Origin of the sequence: Pseudoalteromonas sp. SWYJ118, assembly GCF_015864505.1 — a bacterium.
Lineage (GTDB): Bacteria > Pseudomonadota > Gammaproteobacteria > Enterobacterales > Alteromonadaceae > Pseudoalteromonas > Pseudoalteromonas arctica.
On sequence record NZ_JADYXC010000007.1, the window covers coordinates 43,835 to 64,025 of the forward strand.

At 40.1% G+C, this 20,191-nt stretch carries 16 protein-coding genes; all 16 read right to left on the bottom strand.

Annotated features, from left to right (window positions below; translation table 11 throughout):
* Positions 1–140: 140 nt before the first annotated feature.
* Positions 141–1,580: a metalloprotease TldD gene (gene tldD, locus I6F48_RS08985; protein ID WP_197119272.1), complete on the bottom strand. Its 1,440-nt coding sequence runs from the start codon at positions 1,578–1,580 to the stop codon at positions 141–143.
* Entirely contained in the window at positions 1,577–2,416 is an 840-nt protein-coding gene (locus I6F48_RS08990) for a carbon-nitrogen hydrolase family protein (protein WP_197119273.1), read from the bottom strand. Before I6F48_RS08990 ends, tldD begins: the two co-directional genes overlap by 4 nt.
* Positions 2,413–6,270: a YhdP family protein gene (locus I6F48_RS08995; RefSeq protein ID WP_197119274.1), complete on the bottom strand. Its 3,858-nt coding sequence runs from the start codon at positions 6,268–6,270 to the stop codon at positions 2,413–2,415. The genes I6F48_RS08990 and I6F48_RS08995 overlap by 4 nt, the downstream gene beginning before the upstream one ends.
* Positions 6,270–7,742, bottom strand: a complete 1,473-nt coding sequence (rng, locus tag I6F48_RS09000; RefSeq protein ID WP_007586345.1) for a ribonuclease G — start codon at positions 7,740–7,742, stop codon at positions 6,270–6,272. Before rng ends, I6F48_RS08995 begins: the two co-directional genes overlap by 1 nt.
* Position 7,743: 1 nt before the next feature.
* Positions 7,744–8,313, bottom strand: a complete 570-nt coding sequence (locus tag I6F48_RS09005) for a Maf family protein (protein ID WP_007586343.1) — start codon at positions 8,311–8,313, stop codon at positions 7,744–7,746.
* A complete protein-coding gene (mreD, locus tag I6F48_RS09010) occupies positions 8,313–8,792 on the bottom strand; it encodes a rod shape-determining protein MreD (RefSeq protein WP_007586341.1) in 480 nt (159 codons plus the stop codon). Before mreD ends, I6F48_RS09005 begins: the two co-directional genes overlap by 1 nt.
* Complete coding sequence (gene mreC, locus I6F48_RS09015; protein WP_193371825.1) at positions 8,785–9,627, bottom strand: rod shape-determining protein MreC; 843 nt, start codon at positions 9,625–9,627, stop codon at positions 8,785–8,787. Before mreC ends, mreD begins: the two co-directional genes overlap by 8 nt.
* A complete protein-coding gene (locus I6F48_RS09020; RefSeq protein ID WP_007586338.1) occupies positions 9,627–10,670 on the bottom strand; it encodes a rod shape-determining protein in 1,044 nt (347 codons plus the stop codon). The genes mreC and I6F48_RS09020 overlap by 1 nt, the downstream gene beginning before the upstream one ends.
* 134 nt (positions 10,671–10,804) lie before the next feature.
* On the bottom strand, positions 10,805–12,853 hold the full coding sequence (locus I6F48_RS09025) for an SUMF1/EgtB/PvdO family nonheme iron enzyme (protein WP_007586336.1): 2,049 nt from the start codon (positions 12,851–12,853) through the stop codon (positions 10,805–10,807).
* A 121-nt stretch (positions 12,854–12,974) separates the two neighbouring features.
* Positions 12,975–16,715 carry an H-type lectin domain-containing protein gene (locus I6F48_RS09030; protein ID WP_197119275.1) on the bottom strand — a complete coding sequence of 1,247 codons (3,741 nt, stop codon included), beginning with the start codon at positions 16,713–16,715 and terminating at the stop codon, positions 12,975–12,977.
* Positions 16,712–17,203, bottom strand: a complete 492-nt coding sequence (locus I6F48_RS09035; RefSeq protein ID WP_165728129.1) for an agglutinin biogenesis protein MshP — start codon at positions 17,201–17,203, stop codon at positions 16,712–16,714. Before I6F48_RS09035 ends, I6F48_RS09030 begins: the two co-directional genes overlap by 4 nt.
* On the bottom strand, positions 17,193–18,032 hold the full coding sequence (locus I6F48_RS09040) for a PulJ/GspJ family protein (RefSeq protein ID WP_197119276.1): 840 nt from the start codon (positions 18,030–18,032) through the stop codon (positions 17,193–17,195). Before I6F48_RS09040 ends, I6F48_RS09035 begins: the two co-directional genes overlap by 11 nt.
* The gene (locus tag I6F48_RS09045; protein WP_197119277.1) at positions 18,032–18,568 is read right to left on the bottom strand and encodes a type IV pilus modification PilV family protein; all 537 of its coding nucleotides are present in this window, start codon (positions 18,566–18,568) and stop codon (positions 18,032–18,034) included. The genes I6F48_RS09040 and I6F48_RS09045 overlap by 1 nt, the downstream gene beginning before the upstream one ends.
* Positions 18,555–19,046 carry a type II secretion system protein gene (locus I6F48_RS09050; RefSeq protein WP_197119278.1) on the bottom strand — a complete coding sequence of 164 codons (492 nt, stop codon included), beginning with the start codon at positions 19,044–19,046 and terminating at the stop codon, positions 18,555–18,557. The genes I6F48_RS09045 and I6F48_RS09050 overlap by 14 nt, the downstream gene beginning before the upstream one ends.
* Positions 19,047–19,056: 10 nt before the next feature.
* Positions 19,057–19,584: a prepilin-type N-terminal cleavage/methylation domain-containing protein gene (locus tag I6F48_RS09055; RefSeq protein ID WP_010553772.1), complete on the bottom strand. Its 528-nt coding sequence runs from the start codon at positions 19,582–19,584 to the stop codon at positions 19,057–19,059.
* A gap of 22 nt (positions 19,585–19,606) precedes the next feature.
* Positions 19,607–20,191 (bottom strand): pilus assembly FimT family protein, encoded by a 585-nt coding sequence (locus I6F48_RS09060; RefSeq protein WP_197119279.1) that lies wholly within the window; start codon positions 20,189–20,191, stop codon positions 19,607–19,609.

A 20,191-nucleotide genomic window follows, 5' to 3' on the forward strand; every position in this document is an offset into this window, starting at 1 on the left:
TACAATAAACATCAAGCATATAGGTGCGAATTCACTTCGCGCATAGAGCCCAGCTTAAAAGTAAAAAGCGAGGTGTAAAACCTCACCTACAATAAACATCAAGCACGTAGGTGCGAATTCACTTCGCGCTTGAGTAATACTTAAGCTGTACCACCGACTGTTAACCGATCAATTTTAAGGCTTGGTTGGCCTACGCCTACGGGTACGCTTTGACCATCTTTACCACAAACACCCACACCTTTATCAAGCGCTAAGTCGTTACCAACCATAGATATTTGCTGCATTACTTCTGGGCCGTTACCAATAAGCGTTGCGCCTTTAATTGGTTGAGTAATTTTACCATTTTCAATTAAGTACGCCTCTGATGCGCTAAATACAAACTTACCTGAGGTTATATCAACTTGTCCGCCGCCAAAGTTAGGCGCAAATACACCTTTTTTAACACTACTGATAATATCGGCTTGGCTGTACTCTCCGCCTAACATGTAGGTGTTAGTCATGCGAGGCATAGGTAAATGTGCGTAAGACTCACGACGTGCGTTACCGGTAGGACTTACCCCCATTAAACGCGCGTTTAGCTTATCTTGCATATAGCCTTTTAAAATACCGTTTTCGATGAGTACGTTGTAAGCAGCTGGTGTGCCTTCATCATCCACATTAAGTGAGCCACGGCGATCGGCCATGGTGCCATCATCAACAACAGTACACAGCTCAGATGCTACTTTTTGGCCCACTTTACCACTAAACGCAGACGCGCCTTTGCGGTTAAAGTCGCCTTCAAGTCCATGCCCTACTGCTTCGTGTAAAAGCACGCCAGGCCAACCATTACCAAGTACAACTTCCATCGTGCCTGCAGGTGCATCAATAGCTTCAAGATTTACTTTAGCTTGGCGTACAGCTTCTTCAGCAAATTCCATCCAACGTGGTTTACCATCAACAAGTTCTTTAAAGTAACCATAATCTAAACGTGCACCACCACCTGCGCCACCGCGTTCACGGCGACCATTTTTTTCAAGCAGCACTGAGCAGTTTAAACGAATAAGCGGGCGAATATCGGTGGCAAACGTACCGTCACTTGCTGCGATTAATACTTCTTCGTATACCGCCGACATTGAACTAATTACTTGCTCTGCATCGGGTGCTAGTTCACGAATATAGTTTTCAAGTTCGCGTAATAAACTCACCTTGTCGGTATCGCTCATACTCGAAATTGGCTGATGCGGTGCAAACTGCTCTTTAGCTTTAACATCACTAAATACTTTAATCGCTCTATCTTCGCCAGCATCTGCGATGCTACGAGCCGCTGTAGCCGCCTTATTAAGTGCTTCAAGATTTATTGCATCAGAGTAAGAAAAACCTGTTTTTTCGCCGCTTACAGCACGTACCCCAACGCCACGTTCAACGTTATAAGAGCCTTCTTTAACTAAGCCGTCTTCAAGCACCCACGACTCGTGATGGCTTGATTGAAAATATAAATCGGCGTAATCCACTTTATGCTGATGTATGTAAGCGAGCGTTTTTTCGAGCTCTTCTCTATTTAACTGGCTGTCGTGTAGTAAATGCTGTTCAACCGAATTCATAATAAATGCTCTCTAAATCGTTGATGAGACTGCACGGGCATATCTCGTCTAATTTTTTGTAACTGGTCTAAATCTGCGTTGCAGCTTATAAAACCGGTGCCTGTTGGCAATTCACTCAGGATACTTCCCCAAGGTGAAATAATAATACTGTGGCCATATGTTTGTCGGCCATTTTCATGTGTACCGTACTGAGCTGCTGCAACTACATAACATTGCGTTTCTATTGCGCGAGCTGCTAATAATGGCTGCCAATGCGCTTGTCCTGTGACGACTGTAAATGCACTTGGTACTAAAATAATATCGGCGCCTTGGCGTACTAGTTCATTGAATAAGCCACTAAAGCGCAGATCATAACATACTGTTAAGCCTATTTTACCAAAGGGAGAATCAACCACCACCACATCGCTACCTGCTTGGGTAAAATCTGACTCTCGATAGCTACCTGTTTGATCATCTACGTTTACATCAAATAAATGTATTTTGTTATACGTTGCAACCAGCTCGCCTTGATTATTATATAAGTGCGATGCTGCATAATATTTATGTTCGTTAAATGGCTCAGGCATTGTCCCTGCATTTAACCAAATATTATGGTGTTGGCACAATTCACTAAGTTGTAGTTTGTATCGCTCAACTTGCTTAGCAACACGTAACGTATCGTTACCACTTTTACTAAACACTAAAAAAGCCTCAGGCAAACAAACAAGTAATGGTCTTGTTGCGGGGAGTGTTTTAAGTGCACGCTTTAAGCTTGCTATGTTGTCATCAGGGTTTACTCCTGAACACATTTGCAGGGCAACTATTGTGGGAGTGCTTAGTATTTCAGTTTTGTTCATTGCGTTACTGTTACTTGTGCATCTTTAAGTTTTAAATCGACTGATGCTTGTGGCTGATTTTGCGCAGCTTGAGGAAGCGTAACTTCACGACTTTTTCTGTCGAGTTCTTGAACAATAGGATCGTTCATTTTACCCGTTACTTTAAAGTTGATCTCTGAGATGACGCGCGCAGAATGAATAACTTTATCAATTGCTAAGGCAGCAAGCCCTGTTACTGGGTTTACCATCCATGCAACTATAACCGGAATACTCGAGGTTACCTGCGGCGCTACAGCAAGATCATAATCTATATCAAGCGTGTTTAAATTTGCATAACCTTTAATGGTTAAATCGGCGGGTACGCCGTCCATTTTAGTATCTTTAGTGTAAGCAATACCGTTTTCTAACTGCATAGTGCCTTGCATGCTGTTATAAAAAAAGCCCTTTGAAAACACATCTCTAAAATCAAGTTTCAGCTTGCGTACTAATGAATCAAGGCTCAGTAACGAAAATACGCGTGCCCCGCCATCGCTAACTTCAGTTAAGTGACCTTCTCCTAAATCCCAAGCTATCTCGCCACTTAAACTTTTCACATCAAAATCATAAGGTGCTGCTTGCCAAGTAAGATCATAATTTAGATCGGCTTTTGAGTCTTTAATCGCGGAGGTTATATCAAACTCACCAAACAGTGCGCCTATGTCATCACTTTTAAGCTCGCCACTTAGCGTTGTTAATCCATTTTGCCACTGCCCTTTAGTGCGCAGTACATGATCGCCTTTATCGACCACAAGTTGTGATATTGATAAACGCTCGCCATCACCCAATAGCGACGCACTCACTTTATCAAGTTGGTAGCGATCTATTTTGCAATCACTACATTCAAACTCAATGGCAGGTATTTTAGTAAGCCAGCTCAAGTCTTCCTCAGGAAGCACATCTGTTATTTCAATTACTTGCTCGGCTTTTTTTGCAAAATTGAGCCTTAGATAATCGGCATTTATCCGGATGGGCTGGCTAGGCTGTGATGTAGGGATAAAAACCCCTGCTCTAAGCTCTTTAGCATTTAACTTTAGGTATAGATCGTCTTTTGATGGCGCTAAACGCATTTCAAAATCATTAAAAATGATGTTACTCGCATCAAGCATACCTATACTTGCAACCACCTCATTAAGCGGTGGCATAATCCCTTTTGATTCTTTATCTGGATTTGCTTTACCAGCTTTAATTATTTGATCAATCAGATCAAACCAAGGCACTAGTTCACTCTGTTCAAGGTTTATATTTACGCTTAAGTCTTTTGGGTTTAATCCTAAATCTTGTTTTCCGAGCACAAAATGGACATTACTAAACTGTGATTTTCCATTTTCTAAAATAGCATTAAAGTAAAACTGCTGGTTGGCGTTTGCGGTAATGAGATTAGAAATGTCATCACCTTGTACTATTGCATCAAGCGCCCACACTTGTTCACTATTTTTATTATAAGGTGCAGGTAAGTTACTCGTTAAGCCAAGTAGTTCTGAGTTTACCTGTGCACGGTAATTAAAGCCTTGCTCGGTAAAATTAAGTACTAAGCCAATATCAACATCACTTTGCCCGCTTAAATAATTTTTTAATATACCTTGCCCACTATCTATTAGTGTATCGGCGTCAATTTTGGCGTTTATATCTATGTTTGCTTGGTAATTTTTTGCATCACTTTTACTGCTGTAATTAATAGTTAGCGGCATGCCCAACCATTTCGCAGTCGCATTTTTAAGTGTGATATTGTCGTTTTTAAAATTAAGCTCGCCAGTTAAGTTTTTAAGCTCAATCCCTGGCGTTGCTATAAATACTGGCAAGTCATTTAAATTAACCTTGCCGCTAACACTGGCCCCACCTTTAAATTTTGAGCCTACTAAAAGCTCAATACTGGCATCGGCTTCGCCTTTGCCCTGCACAACTTTAAAAATTTCAGCAAGAGGTTTGGCAATAGGTGTCGCTGCAAAAAAGTCATGTAACTTTTCCATTTGTGCTTTTTTATCAATTTGCACAATAAGTTCATCAGCATGCATTAAATCTGCAATGCTTACCTGTACACTATTACCAATATCTAAATTAACCAACTTACCTTGCTGGCTATATATGTCCATACGCTCATTATCAAAATGTAGCTGTACGTCGGCATTGGTGACCAAAGGCCAATCAGGATCAAACTCATAGGTTGCGTTGTCTATTTGCGCTAATACACCAAACTGGCCACTACCACCGGTGAATGGAAAACCAGATAAAGGTCCTGCAAATAAGACTTGTGCTTTAGATACTTCTCCGCCTTTAATTGCGCCATTTAAATAGCTAACGAGCTCAGGGCTCATTGCTTTTAATGGGAAGTAATGACCTGCAATTTTGGCATCTGGGGCGAAGGCTTCAGCGTAAAGATCTAATCGAGGATCATCTGTTAGACTAATTTGTAATTCTGCAGCAAGAGTGACTTCATCATTATCAAACCATATATTGTCACTACTTATATGCCAGCCATCATCTCGCTTAGCTAAATCTAGCTCTACATTTAGCTGATTATAATTTATGTCGTTACTAAAGCTTTCACCTGTAACTAATGTGCCATTTTCACCAAATAAATTTATTCGACCACTACTTTGATTAAGTAAACCATTTACTCTAAGTCCTTGTGCTGCAGGTACCGACCTTAATTCTTGCCAGCCAATATTGTCAGCCTCAAACCATAATTGCCATTGCTGTGCATTAGAGAAATTTAAATAAGCTTGATCTATTTGCCCACTAGGTTGGCGCTCTAAAAATGGTTCAAGTGCATTAAAATTACTTAGCCCTGCTAGGTTACTCAGTAATTCAAAATCAACTTGATGGAGCCACACTTCATTTTTCGCCCCTAGTTGAGCTTCAAACTCTAAACTTGGCCATGCTTTATCGTTACTATTAAATGTTAAACCTGTGCTTTTTAAGTGCCAGCTATTTTGATCTGGGTATAAGTGAAAGCCACCTTCACTCAAACTAACTTGTTGGCTTTGCTCTTCTCGCTGCCAACGCACAAAGCTTGGTAGCCACTGCATTTTTATATCGCTTACAAAACCTTTATCTAGTTTTAGCCACGCTTGTAAATTAATATCGCTATGCAGTTGTTGTTTTTCGGTATTAATATATTGTGCAAACCAGTTAGATACATCGACTTTGTTAGCCTGCACATAAATGTCGCCCGCAACTTGCTCTAGGGTATCGCCAGTAAGTGCTATGCGCGCATCAAAATCACCGACCGAAATACCCGGCAATGCTAAGCTCCCACTACCAAGATGCTGCTCATCTTCATTTTGCCAAACAATATTTTTGAGGAGTAACTTACGCTCTTTACCGTCTTCTAGAACAAAGTTAATACTGGAATTTTCTATTGCAAAATGACCCGTTTTACCCAAAAACAGTTCTTCAATTAGCTCTTTTTGCTCAAAAGAGACTTCGTCGTTGTCACCGGTTTTAAATAAGTTGGTAATATTTACACTGGTATGAAAACCATTAATAACAAAATAATTAGATCTAAGTTGCAGCGCTTTTAAGCTTTCCCATAAGTTTAGCTCTAAGCTGGTTTTAGCAATGGTGAGTGATATTGGTGCAGTTTCGTTATCTTTAAACGATAAATTCTCTAATACTAATGCAGGACCACTGCCCTGCCAACTAGCTGATATTTCACCTATAGATAAGCTTATTTCAAACTTTTCGTGTAAATAGCTTTCTATATTCCCTTTGTATTCGTTTGCATACGGAAGGGTATATTTTAAAATTGAAACAATAACGGCCAGTAATACCAAAATTATGGCGCAGGTCTGCCATAATTTTCTAAAACAAAAAAAACAGACCGCTTTTGCTTTCATTACATCATTACCACATCAAACTGTTCTTGGCTGTATAAGCTCTCTGTTTGAATATTGACTTGCTTACCAATAAATAGTTCAAGCTCGGCAAGGTTATGATACTCGTCGTTTAGTAAGGCTTCACTTACAGCTGGCGCTGCATATACCATAAACTTATCGGCAGCGTATGCTCGATTAACGCGTACTATTTCACGCAGTATTTCGTAGCACACTGTTTCAACTGTTTTTTGCGATCCACGACCAGAACACGCCGGGCATACATCACATAAAATATGTTCTAAGCTTTCGCGTGTACGTTTACGCGTCATTTCAACAAGCCCAAGTGCTGAAAGCCCATTGATATTTGTTTTAGTGCGATCTTTTGCGAGTGCTGATTCAAGTGAATGTAATACTCGGCGCTTATGATCCTCACTTACCATATCTATAAAGTCGATAATGATAATACCGCCTAAATTACGCAGCCTAAGCTGGCGAGCAATTGCAGAGGTTGCTTCTACGTTGGTATTAAAAATTGTTTCTTCTAAATTACGATGTCCTACAAATGCACCAGTATTAACATCAACAGTCGTCATTGCTTCTGTTTGGTCAATAATTATATAACCACCAGATTTTAGCGTGACTTTACGATGTAGTGCTTTTTGAATTTCGTTTTCAACGTCAAACAAATCAAATATAGGTCGCTCACCTGGATAGTATTCGAGTACTTGAGACAGTTGTGGAACAAACTCTTCAGTAAATAACTTTAGCTCTTCATGAGTAAGTTTAGAGTCAACGCGAATGCGTTCCATATCTTCGCCTACATAGTCACGTAGGGTTCTAAAGGCAAGCGTTAAATCTTCGTGAAGGATGCTGGCCTTACTGGTTTTTTTGCGACGAGCTGTAATTTTTTCCCACAGTTTTCTTAAAAAACCGGCATCGTGTCGTAATTCTGCTTCGCTAGCGCCTTCGGCTGCTGTACGTACAATAAAGCTGCCATTTTCATCGCCATATTCTGCGACTATTTTTTTAAGGCGTGAGCGCTCTTCTTCAGTTTCAATACGCTGACTAACCCCTACATGGGTCGCATCTGGCATAAACACTAAATAGCGAGAAGGAATAGTTATATCTGTGGTGAGTCTTGCGCCTTTAGTGCCTAGCGGATCTTTTACCACTTGCACCATAATGTATTGGCCTTGACGAACTAACTCTCTAATGTCTTGTACTTTTTTTATTGGTACGTCGTCTACGCCTTCAACAATAGAGGCACTATTTACAATATCGGATGCATGTAAAAATGCCGCTTTTTCAAGGCCGATATCAACAAAAGCAGCCTGCATACCCGGAAGTACACGGCTTATTTTTCCTAGGTAAATATTGCCTACAATACCTAGATTACCAATTCGCTCTAGCTGTATTTCTTGCAGTACACCGTTTTCTATTAGGGCAACACGGCTTTCGCTCGGTGTGACATTGATCAGTAATTCTGTACTCATGTTACCTTCTTAAGAATGTTTTTAATAATTGTTCGGTTTCATATAAAGGTAAGCCTACAACAGAAAAATAGCTACCCGCAATGTGAGTTACAAAGCGACCACCTAAACCTTGGATACCGTAGCCACCGGCTTTATCTTGTGGCTCATTAGAATCCCAGTAGGTATTTATTTCTTCATCAGTTAAAGTTTTAAAGGTGACATCTGTGCTTACAACACAGCTAAGCACATCATTTTGCGTCGCAAATGCAACTGCGGTAAGTACTTGATGTGTGTTACCTGATAAACGTTTTAATGTGTGTATAAAATCGTTTTTATCACGAGGTTTACCCAGTGATTCATTATCGATAACAACCACGGTATCACTACCAAGTACAGGGCGATCAGTATATCCAAGCTCTACACCGCTTTGGGCTTTCAAGCGAGCTAAACGCTCAACAAGTGCTCTAGGTTGCTCGTTTGGAAGTGGGCTTTCATCTGCATCAACACTAAATTGTGTAAATTCGACACCTAATTGGCTTAATAACTCTTTACGACGGGGAGAGGCTGATGCCAAATATACTGCGGTAGTCATTACCTGATCCTAAAATGTCTGCGATATTTACGAAGTAGTAAAAACACCCAAAACCAACTAACCATTCCGGTTGCTACTGGCCATAAATACTGTGGATTAAAGTAAACCCCTAACAAAAAGTGATTTAGCCAAAACTGCATTAAATGATACAGCGTTAAAAACAAACCAATTAATAAGCTTTGTTGCCAAAGCGAAAAGTTACGAATTTTTTGAAAGTTGCTCGCGGTTACAAATATACATATTGAAAATGTAAGCGAGTTCACACCTAGCGGTGAGCCAGATGCTAAATCTATTAATAAACCAACAACCCAAGCAGTACCAATATTTAAACGATGCGGTACTGCCAACGACCAATACATAAGTACAAGTAAAACCCAGTCAGGTCTAAATGGTTCAAACGAAAAAGGGAGCGGCATTAATGCCATTATTAACGCAAAAAAGATGCTTAGCGCAATTAACAATGAATAACGGTTAATCATCGCTGATTTGCTCCTGTTGATTACGCCATAAAATAACCAGCAAACGAATGCGATCTAATTGCGCAATAGGTTCTGCAAAAACTTGTGCAAACGGGCGGCCTTCATCACGATTTATTTCGGTTACTACAGCCACCGGGTATCCCTCTGGGAATGTGCCACCTAATCCTGATGTAACAAGTACATCGCCAATTCGCACATCTAAGCTGTGCGGAACGTGAGAGAGCTTAACGACGTTAATTTTACCTATGCCCTCAACAACCGTTCGTACATCGTTACGCAGTATACGCACAGGTGTGGCATGCGTAGTGTCGGTCATGAGTAATACGCGTGACGTAGTTGACCCTACTTTAGTTAATTGCCCTACTACACCCATCTCATCAATTACGGCTTGGCTTTCACTAAGTCCATCGGTGGTACCACGATTTATAACAACTTGATGGCTATACGGGTTTGAATGCACAGAAAGTACTTGAGCAATAATTTTACGATTTGATTGCTTTGCAGATGAGCCTAATAAGGCGCGTAGTTTTTGGTTTTCTCTGGCTAGAAATTGATACTGCTGAAGTTGCTCGCTTTGTAGCATTTGCTTTTTTTTCAGCGCTTCGTTTTCAGTAAGAAGTTGCTCTCGCGTATGCAGGCTTTTAGCACTTAAGCTAAATAATTCGTAGGGTAAATTAGCAACATAAATTAGTGGGCTAACTAAGGTATTGAGGCTGGTACGAACAACGGTACCACCTTGCGTATATCTGTCTCCAACAATGAGTGCGATACTCAAAAGCACTGCGACAAAAAGTCGCAGTTGCAAAGAGACTGTGCGTCCAAACATTAATTTCATTAGTCGTAACTAAAAACATCACCACCATGAACATCGATCATTTCAAGTGCTTTACCACCACCACGTGCAACACATGTAAGTGGATCATCAGCAACAACAACCGGAATACCCGTTTCTTCCATTAATAAACGGTCTAAATCTTTTAACAATGCGCCACCGCCAGTAAGTACCATACCGTGTGCAGAAATATCTGATGCCAGCTCTGGTGGTGATTGCTCAAGCGCAACCATTACTGCACTCACAATACCCATTAATGGCTCTTGTAGAGCTTCTAGGATTTCGTGCGAGTTAAGTGTGAATGAACGCGGAACACCTTCAGCAAGGTTACGACCGCGCACTTCAATTTCGATTGGCTCATCAGTTTTAAACGCAGAACCAATTTGATGCTTAATATTTTCAGCTGTCGCTTCACCAATTAAGCTACCAAAGTTACGGCGTACATAATTAATGATAGCTTCGTCAAACTTATCACCACCAATACGAACAGATGATGAGTAAACAACGCCGTTAAGTGAAATAATAGCAACTTCAGTTGTACCACCACCAATATCAACAACCATAGAACCTGTTGCTTCTGATACTGGTAAGCCTGCGCCAATAGCTGCTGCCATTGGTTCTTCAATTAAGTAAACTTCACGAGCACCTGCACCCATTGCAGATTCACGTATTGCACGTTTTTCTACTTGAGTAGCACCACACGGTACACAAATTAGTACACGCGGACTTGGACGCATAAAGTTATTGTTATGCACTTGTTTAATGAAGTGTTGTAACATTTTTTCTGTTACAAAAAAGTCAGCAATAACACCGTCTTTCATTGGACGAATCGCTTTTATATTACCCGGTGTACGACCTAACATAAGCTTTGCTTCTGTACCTACAGATGCAACACTTTTAGGTCCACCAGCACGCTCTTGGCGGATAGCAACAACAGAAGGTTCATTTAATACAATGCCTTCGTCTTTTACATAAATTAGGGTATTGGCTGTACCCAAGTCGATCGATAGATCGTTAGAAAAAATACCACGGAGTTTTTTAAACATGAGGCTGGATGACCTTTGAAATACGTTCTTATATTAGCTGCCTCACTTTAACATGCTCAACTATATGAGCAATATAAAGCGCAGCGCCTTTGTGAATTTGTGAAAAAAGGAAGCAAAGCTTCCTTAATTGAGTTTTATCGTTCGCGAACTAAGCGAAAACCAATGTAGTTAGATCTAAAATCAGGCGCTAAAATTAAACGCGTAGATGCACGAGCAAGGCTTGGTGCAAAGTTCCACGCTCCGCCTCTTACTGCTACATCAGACTCACCTGATTCTTTATCGGTCCATTCCCATACATTGCCTACGGTATCGTATAATCCAAATGCATTTGGAGAAAAAGAACCTACTGGTGATGCACGTCTGTTTGACCATTCACTACCACACCAACCACAGTTAGCTAGGTTTTTACCAATTTCGTTACCCCAAGGGTATTCTGTTTCAGTTCCTGCGCGTGCTGCGTATTCCCACTCAACTTCGTTAGGTAAACGAAATTGCTGTCCTGTTTGACCAGATAACCACTCAGCATAAGCTTTTGCATCGTTATAAGTTAAACATACAGCAGGAAAGTCACTGCCTTGCTCAAAACCAGGATTACGCCAATTTAAATTTGCTTCCCATACTGGTTCGCCATTTAAATAATACGCACACCCTTTATTTTTTTCCGCTTGAGTTTTATAACCTGTATTTGCTACAAACTTTTCGTAGGCACCCACGGTTACTTCTTTACTTTGCATAGCGAAAGAATTTGCTATTACTTTTTCAATTACTGGACGTTCATTAGCTAAACCATTGCCGTTAATATCGCCCATTTTAAATTTGCCTGCAGGAATAACGACAACCGGCGTTTCAACGTTTGCATTTAATACATTAACGTTTTCACTAACCTGGCGTGTTGTTACTTCTGGTTGCTCTCGAGTATAGGTCGGTGCAGCAATCGACTTAGGCTTTTTTACTAAATTTGCATTAATTGTTTGCGCTTTATTCAAATCAACACGTGCTTGATAAGGTTTATAACCAAGTTTACGTATTTCAATGTTATGAATGCCCGGCGGTAAACGTGTAATCAAGCGTGTTGAGCCAAAGCTTACACCATCGATAAACACTTCATCGTCGTATACGTTTGATCGTAATGTTAGCTCTACTGATTGATCCTTCTTCTTATTAAGGATAGAAGGGTAATCTTTTTTCACCGATGCAGGTTTAACTGAATAATCACGTACTGGCTGCTCATTTAAGCGAGAAACCGACACCGTGTTGCTATTATCCGCGCTATTACTGAATGTTAACTGACTATCGGTAAATGTATTGTTATACGCTGGTTGATAAGCAGCCGTAAGTGGCGTGCCGTACTCAGAACAATAGCGGTTATCTATGCTTAATAAGCTACATAAACGGCTGCTATTAACTTCGCCGCGCATAGTTACACTTAAGTTAACGTTGTAATTACCTTGACCGCTAAATGCACTGTTAACTACATGGCTACTTAATATTTGTACTTGAGCGCCCGCCAAATTGCGTTTTGGCTCAACAATGCGCTCTTCTGTTAGATTTGCAAAAATTTGATCAACAAAGCGTTTAGTTGCTTTTTGTAGACCCATTTGCTGACCGCGTTGCTCACATGCTGCTAGCGTTTCTGTTCGCTTACAGTTAATAGTGTGGTTAACCTCAAGCGTACCTTCACGTGTAAACTCGTTACGTAAACGCTCTACGCGGGCTGTAGTTAACTGCTCTTTTAAACTTTCTAATGTATTTAAAAGCGTATGCTTAGCAACACGAATTTGTTCTATATCTTTACGGTGGGATGCAATTGCCGCCAACTGCATAGAAATGTCATCTTTATTTTGCTTATGATCAATCACCGCTTTTTGATAGCGTGATTGAGCCGCACTAATATTAATAGTGGGATCGTCAATTAAACGACGGTACATTTCGTTCATCGCATCGAGCGCTTGGTTTTTTTCTTTATCTAGCTCTGTAGAACGAGAACGAAGTAGCTCTAATTGATTTTGTAACTGACTTTCTTCTTTAAGATGTTTTTCAAGTATTCTTGTCGAGTTATCGTATTCTGTCTGTTTAACACTAATCTCTGAGTCAATTCCAGTCACTGTAGCTGTGTCTTGTGCAAATGCACTACTAGCTAACAAACTAGCTGAAATTAAAAGAGATAAAGGAGTAATTCGCATATATTCCAGTCCCAAAAAGCGGCAATTATTTGGTCGTTATTATTTTTTATAATTAAAGCCTTATGCTATGTACTTGCAGCACAAAACACAAGCTTTGTTCAATTATTATATTAGTTTACAACTATTCGCGTGTTTCACGCCAGTAAATAACCCGATCATTTCCTCTAAAGCGTCCAAATTGTAAAATAGTACGAGGATCAAGCTGTGTTCCATCGCCCTGCCAATCCCACTTTAACCAATCATAAGTATTATATTCTAAGGTAAATTCACCCAAACCATTTGGCTGTGCATAAATACCGTTATCTGGCGGATATACTCCCGCTTCTAGCTGGCCAGATACACCAGTCCCATATTTATAGGTTAATTGTGGGCTGCTAGGTGATATTTGAGTAATTTGGGTATGATCAAATACACTACAGTTATCTTCAGCGTTATTTACAAATCCACTGCCGTTATAATACTGAGCCTGCATAGGAATAAGTAAAGGGTCGAGATCGGAGCCTGCGTTATTGCCAAGGACTAAACGTCCAAACCTAAACTCTATTGGCAATGCATTTAGTCGTACGCTATTACAACCACCCGAGCATGCTGTTTGTGTATTAGGTTTATCATTTGCATCAATAAGTGTTGCTCCTTCTATGTCAGAAAGCGTTGCCATTAAGCTCACCATAGCGAACGGTCCGTCTGCTTGCCCTACACCTAATCTTTTAAGTGTCGTGTTGAGTTGGCTCATTTGCCATTGGCCATCGCTTGTATCTCCCCAGTTGTTATTTCCTAGGTTTACTAAGCGGCTAGTAAAATTAGTTGCAGGTACATAGTTACCTACTTCATTATTTTCGGCATGAACGTCTACACTCGATTTATTAAAGCCCGCTTTATAATTAGCCATTAGCTCACCATTTTGATTTTGTGCTTGTACTGTAAAGCCAAGTTCAAAAGGTTGATCAAGATAAGTTAAATTACTGCCGTATTGCGTGCATTGCGCGGCAGCTTGAACCCCAACTACCTGAAACTGCGAAGGTGCAAAACGACCAACGTTATATAGCTCACCTTTTACATCTCCGGCACCAAAATAATCGGCATCTTGAAGGCCTGCTGTTAAATCAATGATGCCAACTTGATCGTAATTATATTGCGATATAGATTCACTCAAACTACCTGTGTCATTAAAGGCAACAGTACTCATAGCTTTAAGCGTACCTTGAATGCCTGGCGTAGGCGCTTTAAGTAATGCCTCTACAAGCGGTTGCTCTGTAATAAAATGCTTAGCTATGTTGTTATTTGTAATATTGCTGTAGTTGTCTGGGAAGCCATCGTTGTTAGTGTCTTGCCCTGTTTGCCACTGCACCGCATTCATTTTCAAATCAAATGCTTCGCCCGTTAGTCTAAATAAACTTCCATCAGCGTCTGCTGCATAACCATCACTTGCAACTTCCATCGCTAATCCAAATGGCTTTACAACATATTCATTTGAACTACCTGTTAGATTTACTGACAGGTTAGTAATTGGATCTAAAATTAAGTTGGTTTTTACATTTAAACTCAACTTTCCTGCATCGGGGTAATTTATAACAATCGGGGCTTTAGACTCACTATCAAAGTTTAGCGTGAACGATTTAGCTGCTTGCTCGACCGCAAAGGTATTATTGTTGTTACTAAGTGAAACCATATCGGAGCAACTTGCACCAGCACTGCATGTATACGATAAATCTAAGCTTACATCGCCACCAGCGGGAAATGCAGCTTCGCATACGCCCGTAGTGGTATTTGTTTTTACCGCTTGAATAGATAGCGCTTTTGCATTAAATCCAGTATTTGAAGGCTTTGCTGATAACTGAGTAGGAATTGTAGTATTTCCATCTGTATCATTATTAAAAATAAATCCAGCATCAGAAAACGTAACTTTACAGCCACTCAAACCAACATTATTACCACCGATATAACAACGAAGAGGTGCAGAAGGATCAGCAGTGTTATATCCAAATGTAACACTACCTGTGGTGCGTTTAGCAAATTCGACAACCGCTGATCCTGTAAAATTAATATTCTCCCCCGTAACCCAACTTTGCTGACCACTATTATCTGGAGAAAGGTTTAAACTAGACGGCTCAGCAAATAATAAGTCGCAGGCATCATTAGCGCAGGCTGTTAGTGTCATTTCTTTAGCTTCACACGTTAGACCTTTGTTATCGCTTATTGTTAAACGATAATGATCCAGTGTTTCTGGTGTATAAATACCACAAAAACCAGGGATACTTTCGGGTACTGGTAGAGCGTCAAACGTTGAGCTCCCTTCGGTAATAATTTGAGTAGCCGATGTAATTGATCCCTGATACGTTACATTTTGAGCGATTCTTACCTCACCAGTTGCAACAATATAGCCCGCAATATTTGCATCGGCTGCAATAGCAACCGCACCATCCACATAAATAGCCAAGTACGCGCCAGTTTCTACTACTATATTTGTTTTACCTATATTCAAAAATGAAGTTGATAGAAGTGAGGTTGTGTCTTTTAAAAAAATACGTGTAGGCGCTGTTACTCTGTACTCAGTTTCCAGCATACTTAACTGCAACTCATCGTAATAATAGTCGCCAGCTAAAGAAGTAGGTACGGGCCCTGTTGAGCTACCATCATTTGTAACCGTTGGCACCTGCGCCGCTTGATTAGGTTCTAAAGAGTTATAACCACCAGCAACACACGCCTGACCATTACATAAAGGAGGACTCGTCAGCGCTGTAGAAATTAAATTCGTGGTTGTGACAAACTGCGCATTGCCATCTGTTATTTCTACCCCCTGAACCAACTGTACCTCTCCATTATTATAAGTAGAAATAGCGCCCGGGAATAACGTATCACAATCTAAAATATCACCATTAAATACAAAGGTACTGGTCATGGCGAGTATTGATGCTTCCTCGTTTACGTGACGGCGCTCGTTATCGCCATCACGATCTTCGTCAACAACAAGCCCTAACCTGTCGGTCCTTAGGTTACAGCTGCGTAGCCACCCGCCATCATCTTCTTGGCGTGAGTTTTTACTTGCTACAACTAACGGAGCCACACTAAAATTATTAGTAAAACTAAAGTAATTACAGCCATTGCTCCAACCGTCAACTTCAAAGCCTGTGAAAAAAGTTTCCCAGGACACTTCAAGTCCATTATCGTCTGTAAATACGCGGTTACTTCCAGGCTCTACGGCCATATAGGCAACAGTTTCGGTTTTTATAAGCCCAAGTGCTGTTTCAGATGCTTCTAAAGCAATATTAACGCCGCTAGCAGATAAAGAATTACTTTCTACTGCAACGGTCAAAAAAGGCACTAATGCTTGAGTAGGTGGATTACTATCTATGCTGTTGAGCGTTTGTAATGAATGGAAAAAGTTCGGCCTTTGTGAAAATGGCTCAGCAAAGATTAACTGTTTATAACCTTTTGGCGTAAATGGGGAGAAGCCTGACTTAGGACCATACTGTAGCTCTAATAATAAATCGGTACTTCCTACTTCCATGATTGTTCCATCAGGAAACTCATGTACGCCATATTCAACAGCCAAATAATGAGCTCCCATCGTAACGTGCTCACCATCCTCACCCGAAGGCTCAAGAGGTAGTGCCTCAAAGCTGGTTGTGGTTATATTACGTATTCTTATTATTGCGGGGTTTCCGCCTTGGTTTGTTGAGAGCATAAAAACAGCAGGAGGTGTTATGTATTGCTGTTGAAAATTTATTTTTGTCCAAATAGGTGATGTGTATGTGTCTTGCAGCTCAATATAGCGCCCTTCAATTTTAGGCGGTACCGCGTTTGCGTAATTACAAAGCAACACGCAGCTAAAAAATATAATGACTAATGCATTTTTCATCATGGTAAAGTTTTAGCCTCCACACTGAGCGTTCTTTGTGTTTGCCAATAATCTTTTCTGCAGCTACTCCCTGCAGGGCAATCAATTGCGGCGCACGTTGCACTGCTTTGTAGATAATATATATTCACAAGTCCATTCGCCGTACTGCTATCGGGTAAGCCTATATATTCGCTACAATTCACTTCGACCTTACAGTTAGCTAAATATGCAGCTTGGAAGGTTAAATCAGTAGTAACTGATGTACAGCTTTGAACTGAGCTATTTATTGGAAATAGTTGCGTTAAACCACTTTCTAGGCCGCTTTGTGCTGCCATAAAAGCGCGAGCCCCATAGTACTCAATTGTATTTTGTTGAGATGCACCAGAAAGCACTTTAACTAATGCTAATCCTAGTGCTAATAAAGCAACAATAATTACCAAAGAAACAATTATTAAGTTCCCTTTTTGTTTACTGGCTAAGGCTTTTCCGTGAGGATTTTTTTTAAGGTACATTAGGAATATGTACCTCATGATTAAAGTTCATTACTTCAGTATCGTTAAATTGCATTTGCGCATTCACATTAAGCACAGCGTTTCTTTGTAAGGAGAGCGCATCAAGAGTAAAAAATAAATCGCTCGCTAAATTATTGGCAATGTAAATACCTAATAAATCACGTTTAACACCACTGCTTATTTGTAAGCTCACGGCATCTAATTGATTAATAGTAAAACCGTAATTGGTATATCTATATAAATACTGCCCTTCAACGCAAAAACTTACCGGTTCTGAAAGTAAATAAAGGCGTTTACTCGGCGACTCTTGGGCAAATTCTTTACTAAATTGCCACTCATCAATTTCGCTCGCTGAACTATTAAATGCTGATACTTGCAAGCGCTTACTATTATTTTCATCATATATATCAGCACTGCTTAATGGGTAAATAGTTGCCCAATCTCCAGCTTGCGGCTGCGTTAAATTATTAAGTTCAAAATCAACAGCGCTAACATTAAAAGGCGCTACGGTAGGTAGGTAATTTGTATAGTGAGTCGCTGATAAAAACGGCGTAAATTCTAAGCACTGCTGAGCACTACATGCTCCGCTAGTGCTGTTATCGCAAGAGAGCCTTAATGAGTTTGGCGTAGCGTGGCGAAGCTCTTTACTAAGTCGCGTTATTAAAAAGCGGGCCTGAGCTACTGCTTCTTGGCGTTCAATACCTTGTGAGTAAATGCTGACCCCAGCACCAATAAACGAAAATGCACTTACGGCTAAAACACCAATAATAACCATGACAAGTAATAGCTCTATAAGGGTAAATGCATTTTGGTATTTAGCTCTTTGCATTAGTAATTCCCTTTATATGCACTAAATCCGTAAACTTCGCCTAAGGGTGATGTTACTTCAATAGTAATACGCTTAAAGGTTGTGCCATCGTTGATGGTCAATTCGTTAAAGTCGCTATCGTACTCAACGGTAACAACTAAGTTAAAGTCACTGTATTCGCTTAGCACCTCACCTAAGCTATTAGTAATAGGTTGGTTAGAAAGTACAATATAGTCATCTACATCGTTATAACTAGTTCGAGATTCTGAGTCGGTGCCTAAATCGCCTGCTGCTGTACAGGGCTCTGCACCCAAAGTTGTTTCGCCGCAACGCCTAAAAGGAGCGCTTCTATCACTGTGCTCATCAAACGATTTACTTTGAATTTCGTTCATTAGTGATTGACCAAATTCAGAGGCTCTTAAAGCAATAATTGGCTCTGCACTTTTTTTTGCTTGCGGGGCAATGAGCGCGGTAATAATGCTTAATGCAATAGCAAACATGACTATGCCAATAATAAGCTCAATTAAAGTGAAACCTTTTACTTTAAGGGCACGCATATATAAGCCCTTCACCACTTATGCATACGCCAGCTAATCCAACGTCTATTCGACACTGCGTAGTACAAGTTTGATTTGATTTACCTAAAGGATCAAAACTAATTTGGGTAAAAATATTCGCGTTACTATCTAAAGCGCTAAATGTTATGTCACTTCTTTGCGTGTTTATTTGTACCACTAAATGAACGGTGTTGTTGGTATCTGCGCCACCGATACATGTATCAGGTGTGGGGGGAGCAATAAGTGTGGAGGTTATATAAAGCGTATGGCAACTTGTTGTCGCTGTATTTTGCATTGCACGTAACTGCACTGTTCTCAGTGCATTTAAAGTACGGTCTCGATATGAGTATGCATCTTCTGTTGAGCTGCCCAGAAATTTGGGAACTGCCGTTACCGACAGTATTCCCAATATCACTAGAGTAATAATTAACTCAATGAGTGTGAAGCCACGCAATCGTTGCTTACTACTGCTTATCATTTAATATTAATTAACATTCATCAGTAAAAATATTAATTGTAGGAGCCGTTACTACAACAGGCCCTGTAGTTGCAGTTGCTTGTATGTATTCAATTCTGCACTCATCATCAGCAATGTAACTATTAGGGTATATAATAACTGTTCCTGTTGTTGTCGCATCAATATTAAAGTCATCTGTGTCTGGTGCTGTAGATGGAGCAAAGCTAACATCTAAAAATGCTTCAAATGCAGCAAGTGTTGCTGCTGGGTAACCATAAACAGTAGGTACTGGTACACCAGTATCTACAGTAACTGTAGCCGTTGCCTTTTTGTGATCACTAGCAATAATAGACTTACCATTTACAATATTCATACCACTGCGAATCGACCCTTGTAAGCCTTCGAGTGTTGAAGCATTTGCATCACCTTGCAAGTTTAAAAAACGAGGTGCTGCAGTAACAGCTAAAATGCCCAAAATAACAATTACGATGATCAATTCAACAAGTGTAAAACCTGCTTGTTTATTCATTGGTAAACTTTTTAACGATTGCGTTTTCATAAATAAGCCTCTTTTTAATTACTTAGTTTTTAAATATTTTTACTTTGCCTGTTTTAGCAAAGTATGTTAAACCTGTTAAACCTGATATTTCACCCGTATTGGTAGGTATACTTTTAATATCAATGGTATGAGTTAAATAATAGACGCATTGCGTACTTTCTGCATTGTACCTAACTAAAAAACTTACACTTTTTATTATCGATATTTCACTACTTGAGGTACTACTTGGTGCATCTTGTAAAATTACATTTAATACTTGGCGGCATTTATGAGCATTTATAGACTCTGCACGAGTATCTTTTTTTTCTGTTTCGTCACTCGTTGGTGTACCTAACGATCCATCAACACCAACTATTACTCCTCCATAATTAACAAATGTTTTATTTGACTTACTATTTGGCCTCCCTTCTAACTCCCATTGACCTCTAACCATCCCAACAGCCGATGAAAAACTACCCGCAATAGCATCTACGCTTGCATTATGCGCTTGATTTTTAATACCTATATATTGAGGTATAGCAAAGCTCAAAATTACTGCCAGTAAAATAACAACAATAACTAACTCAAATAATGAGAAACCTTTTGAGTAAGCTGTGGTTGTGTTCAC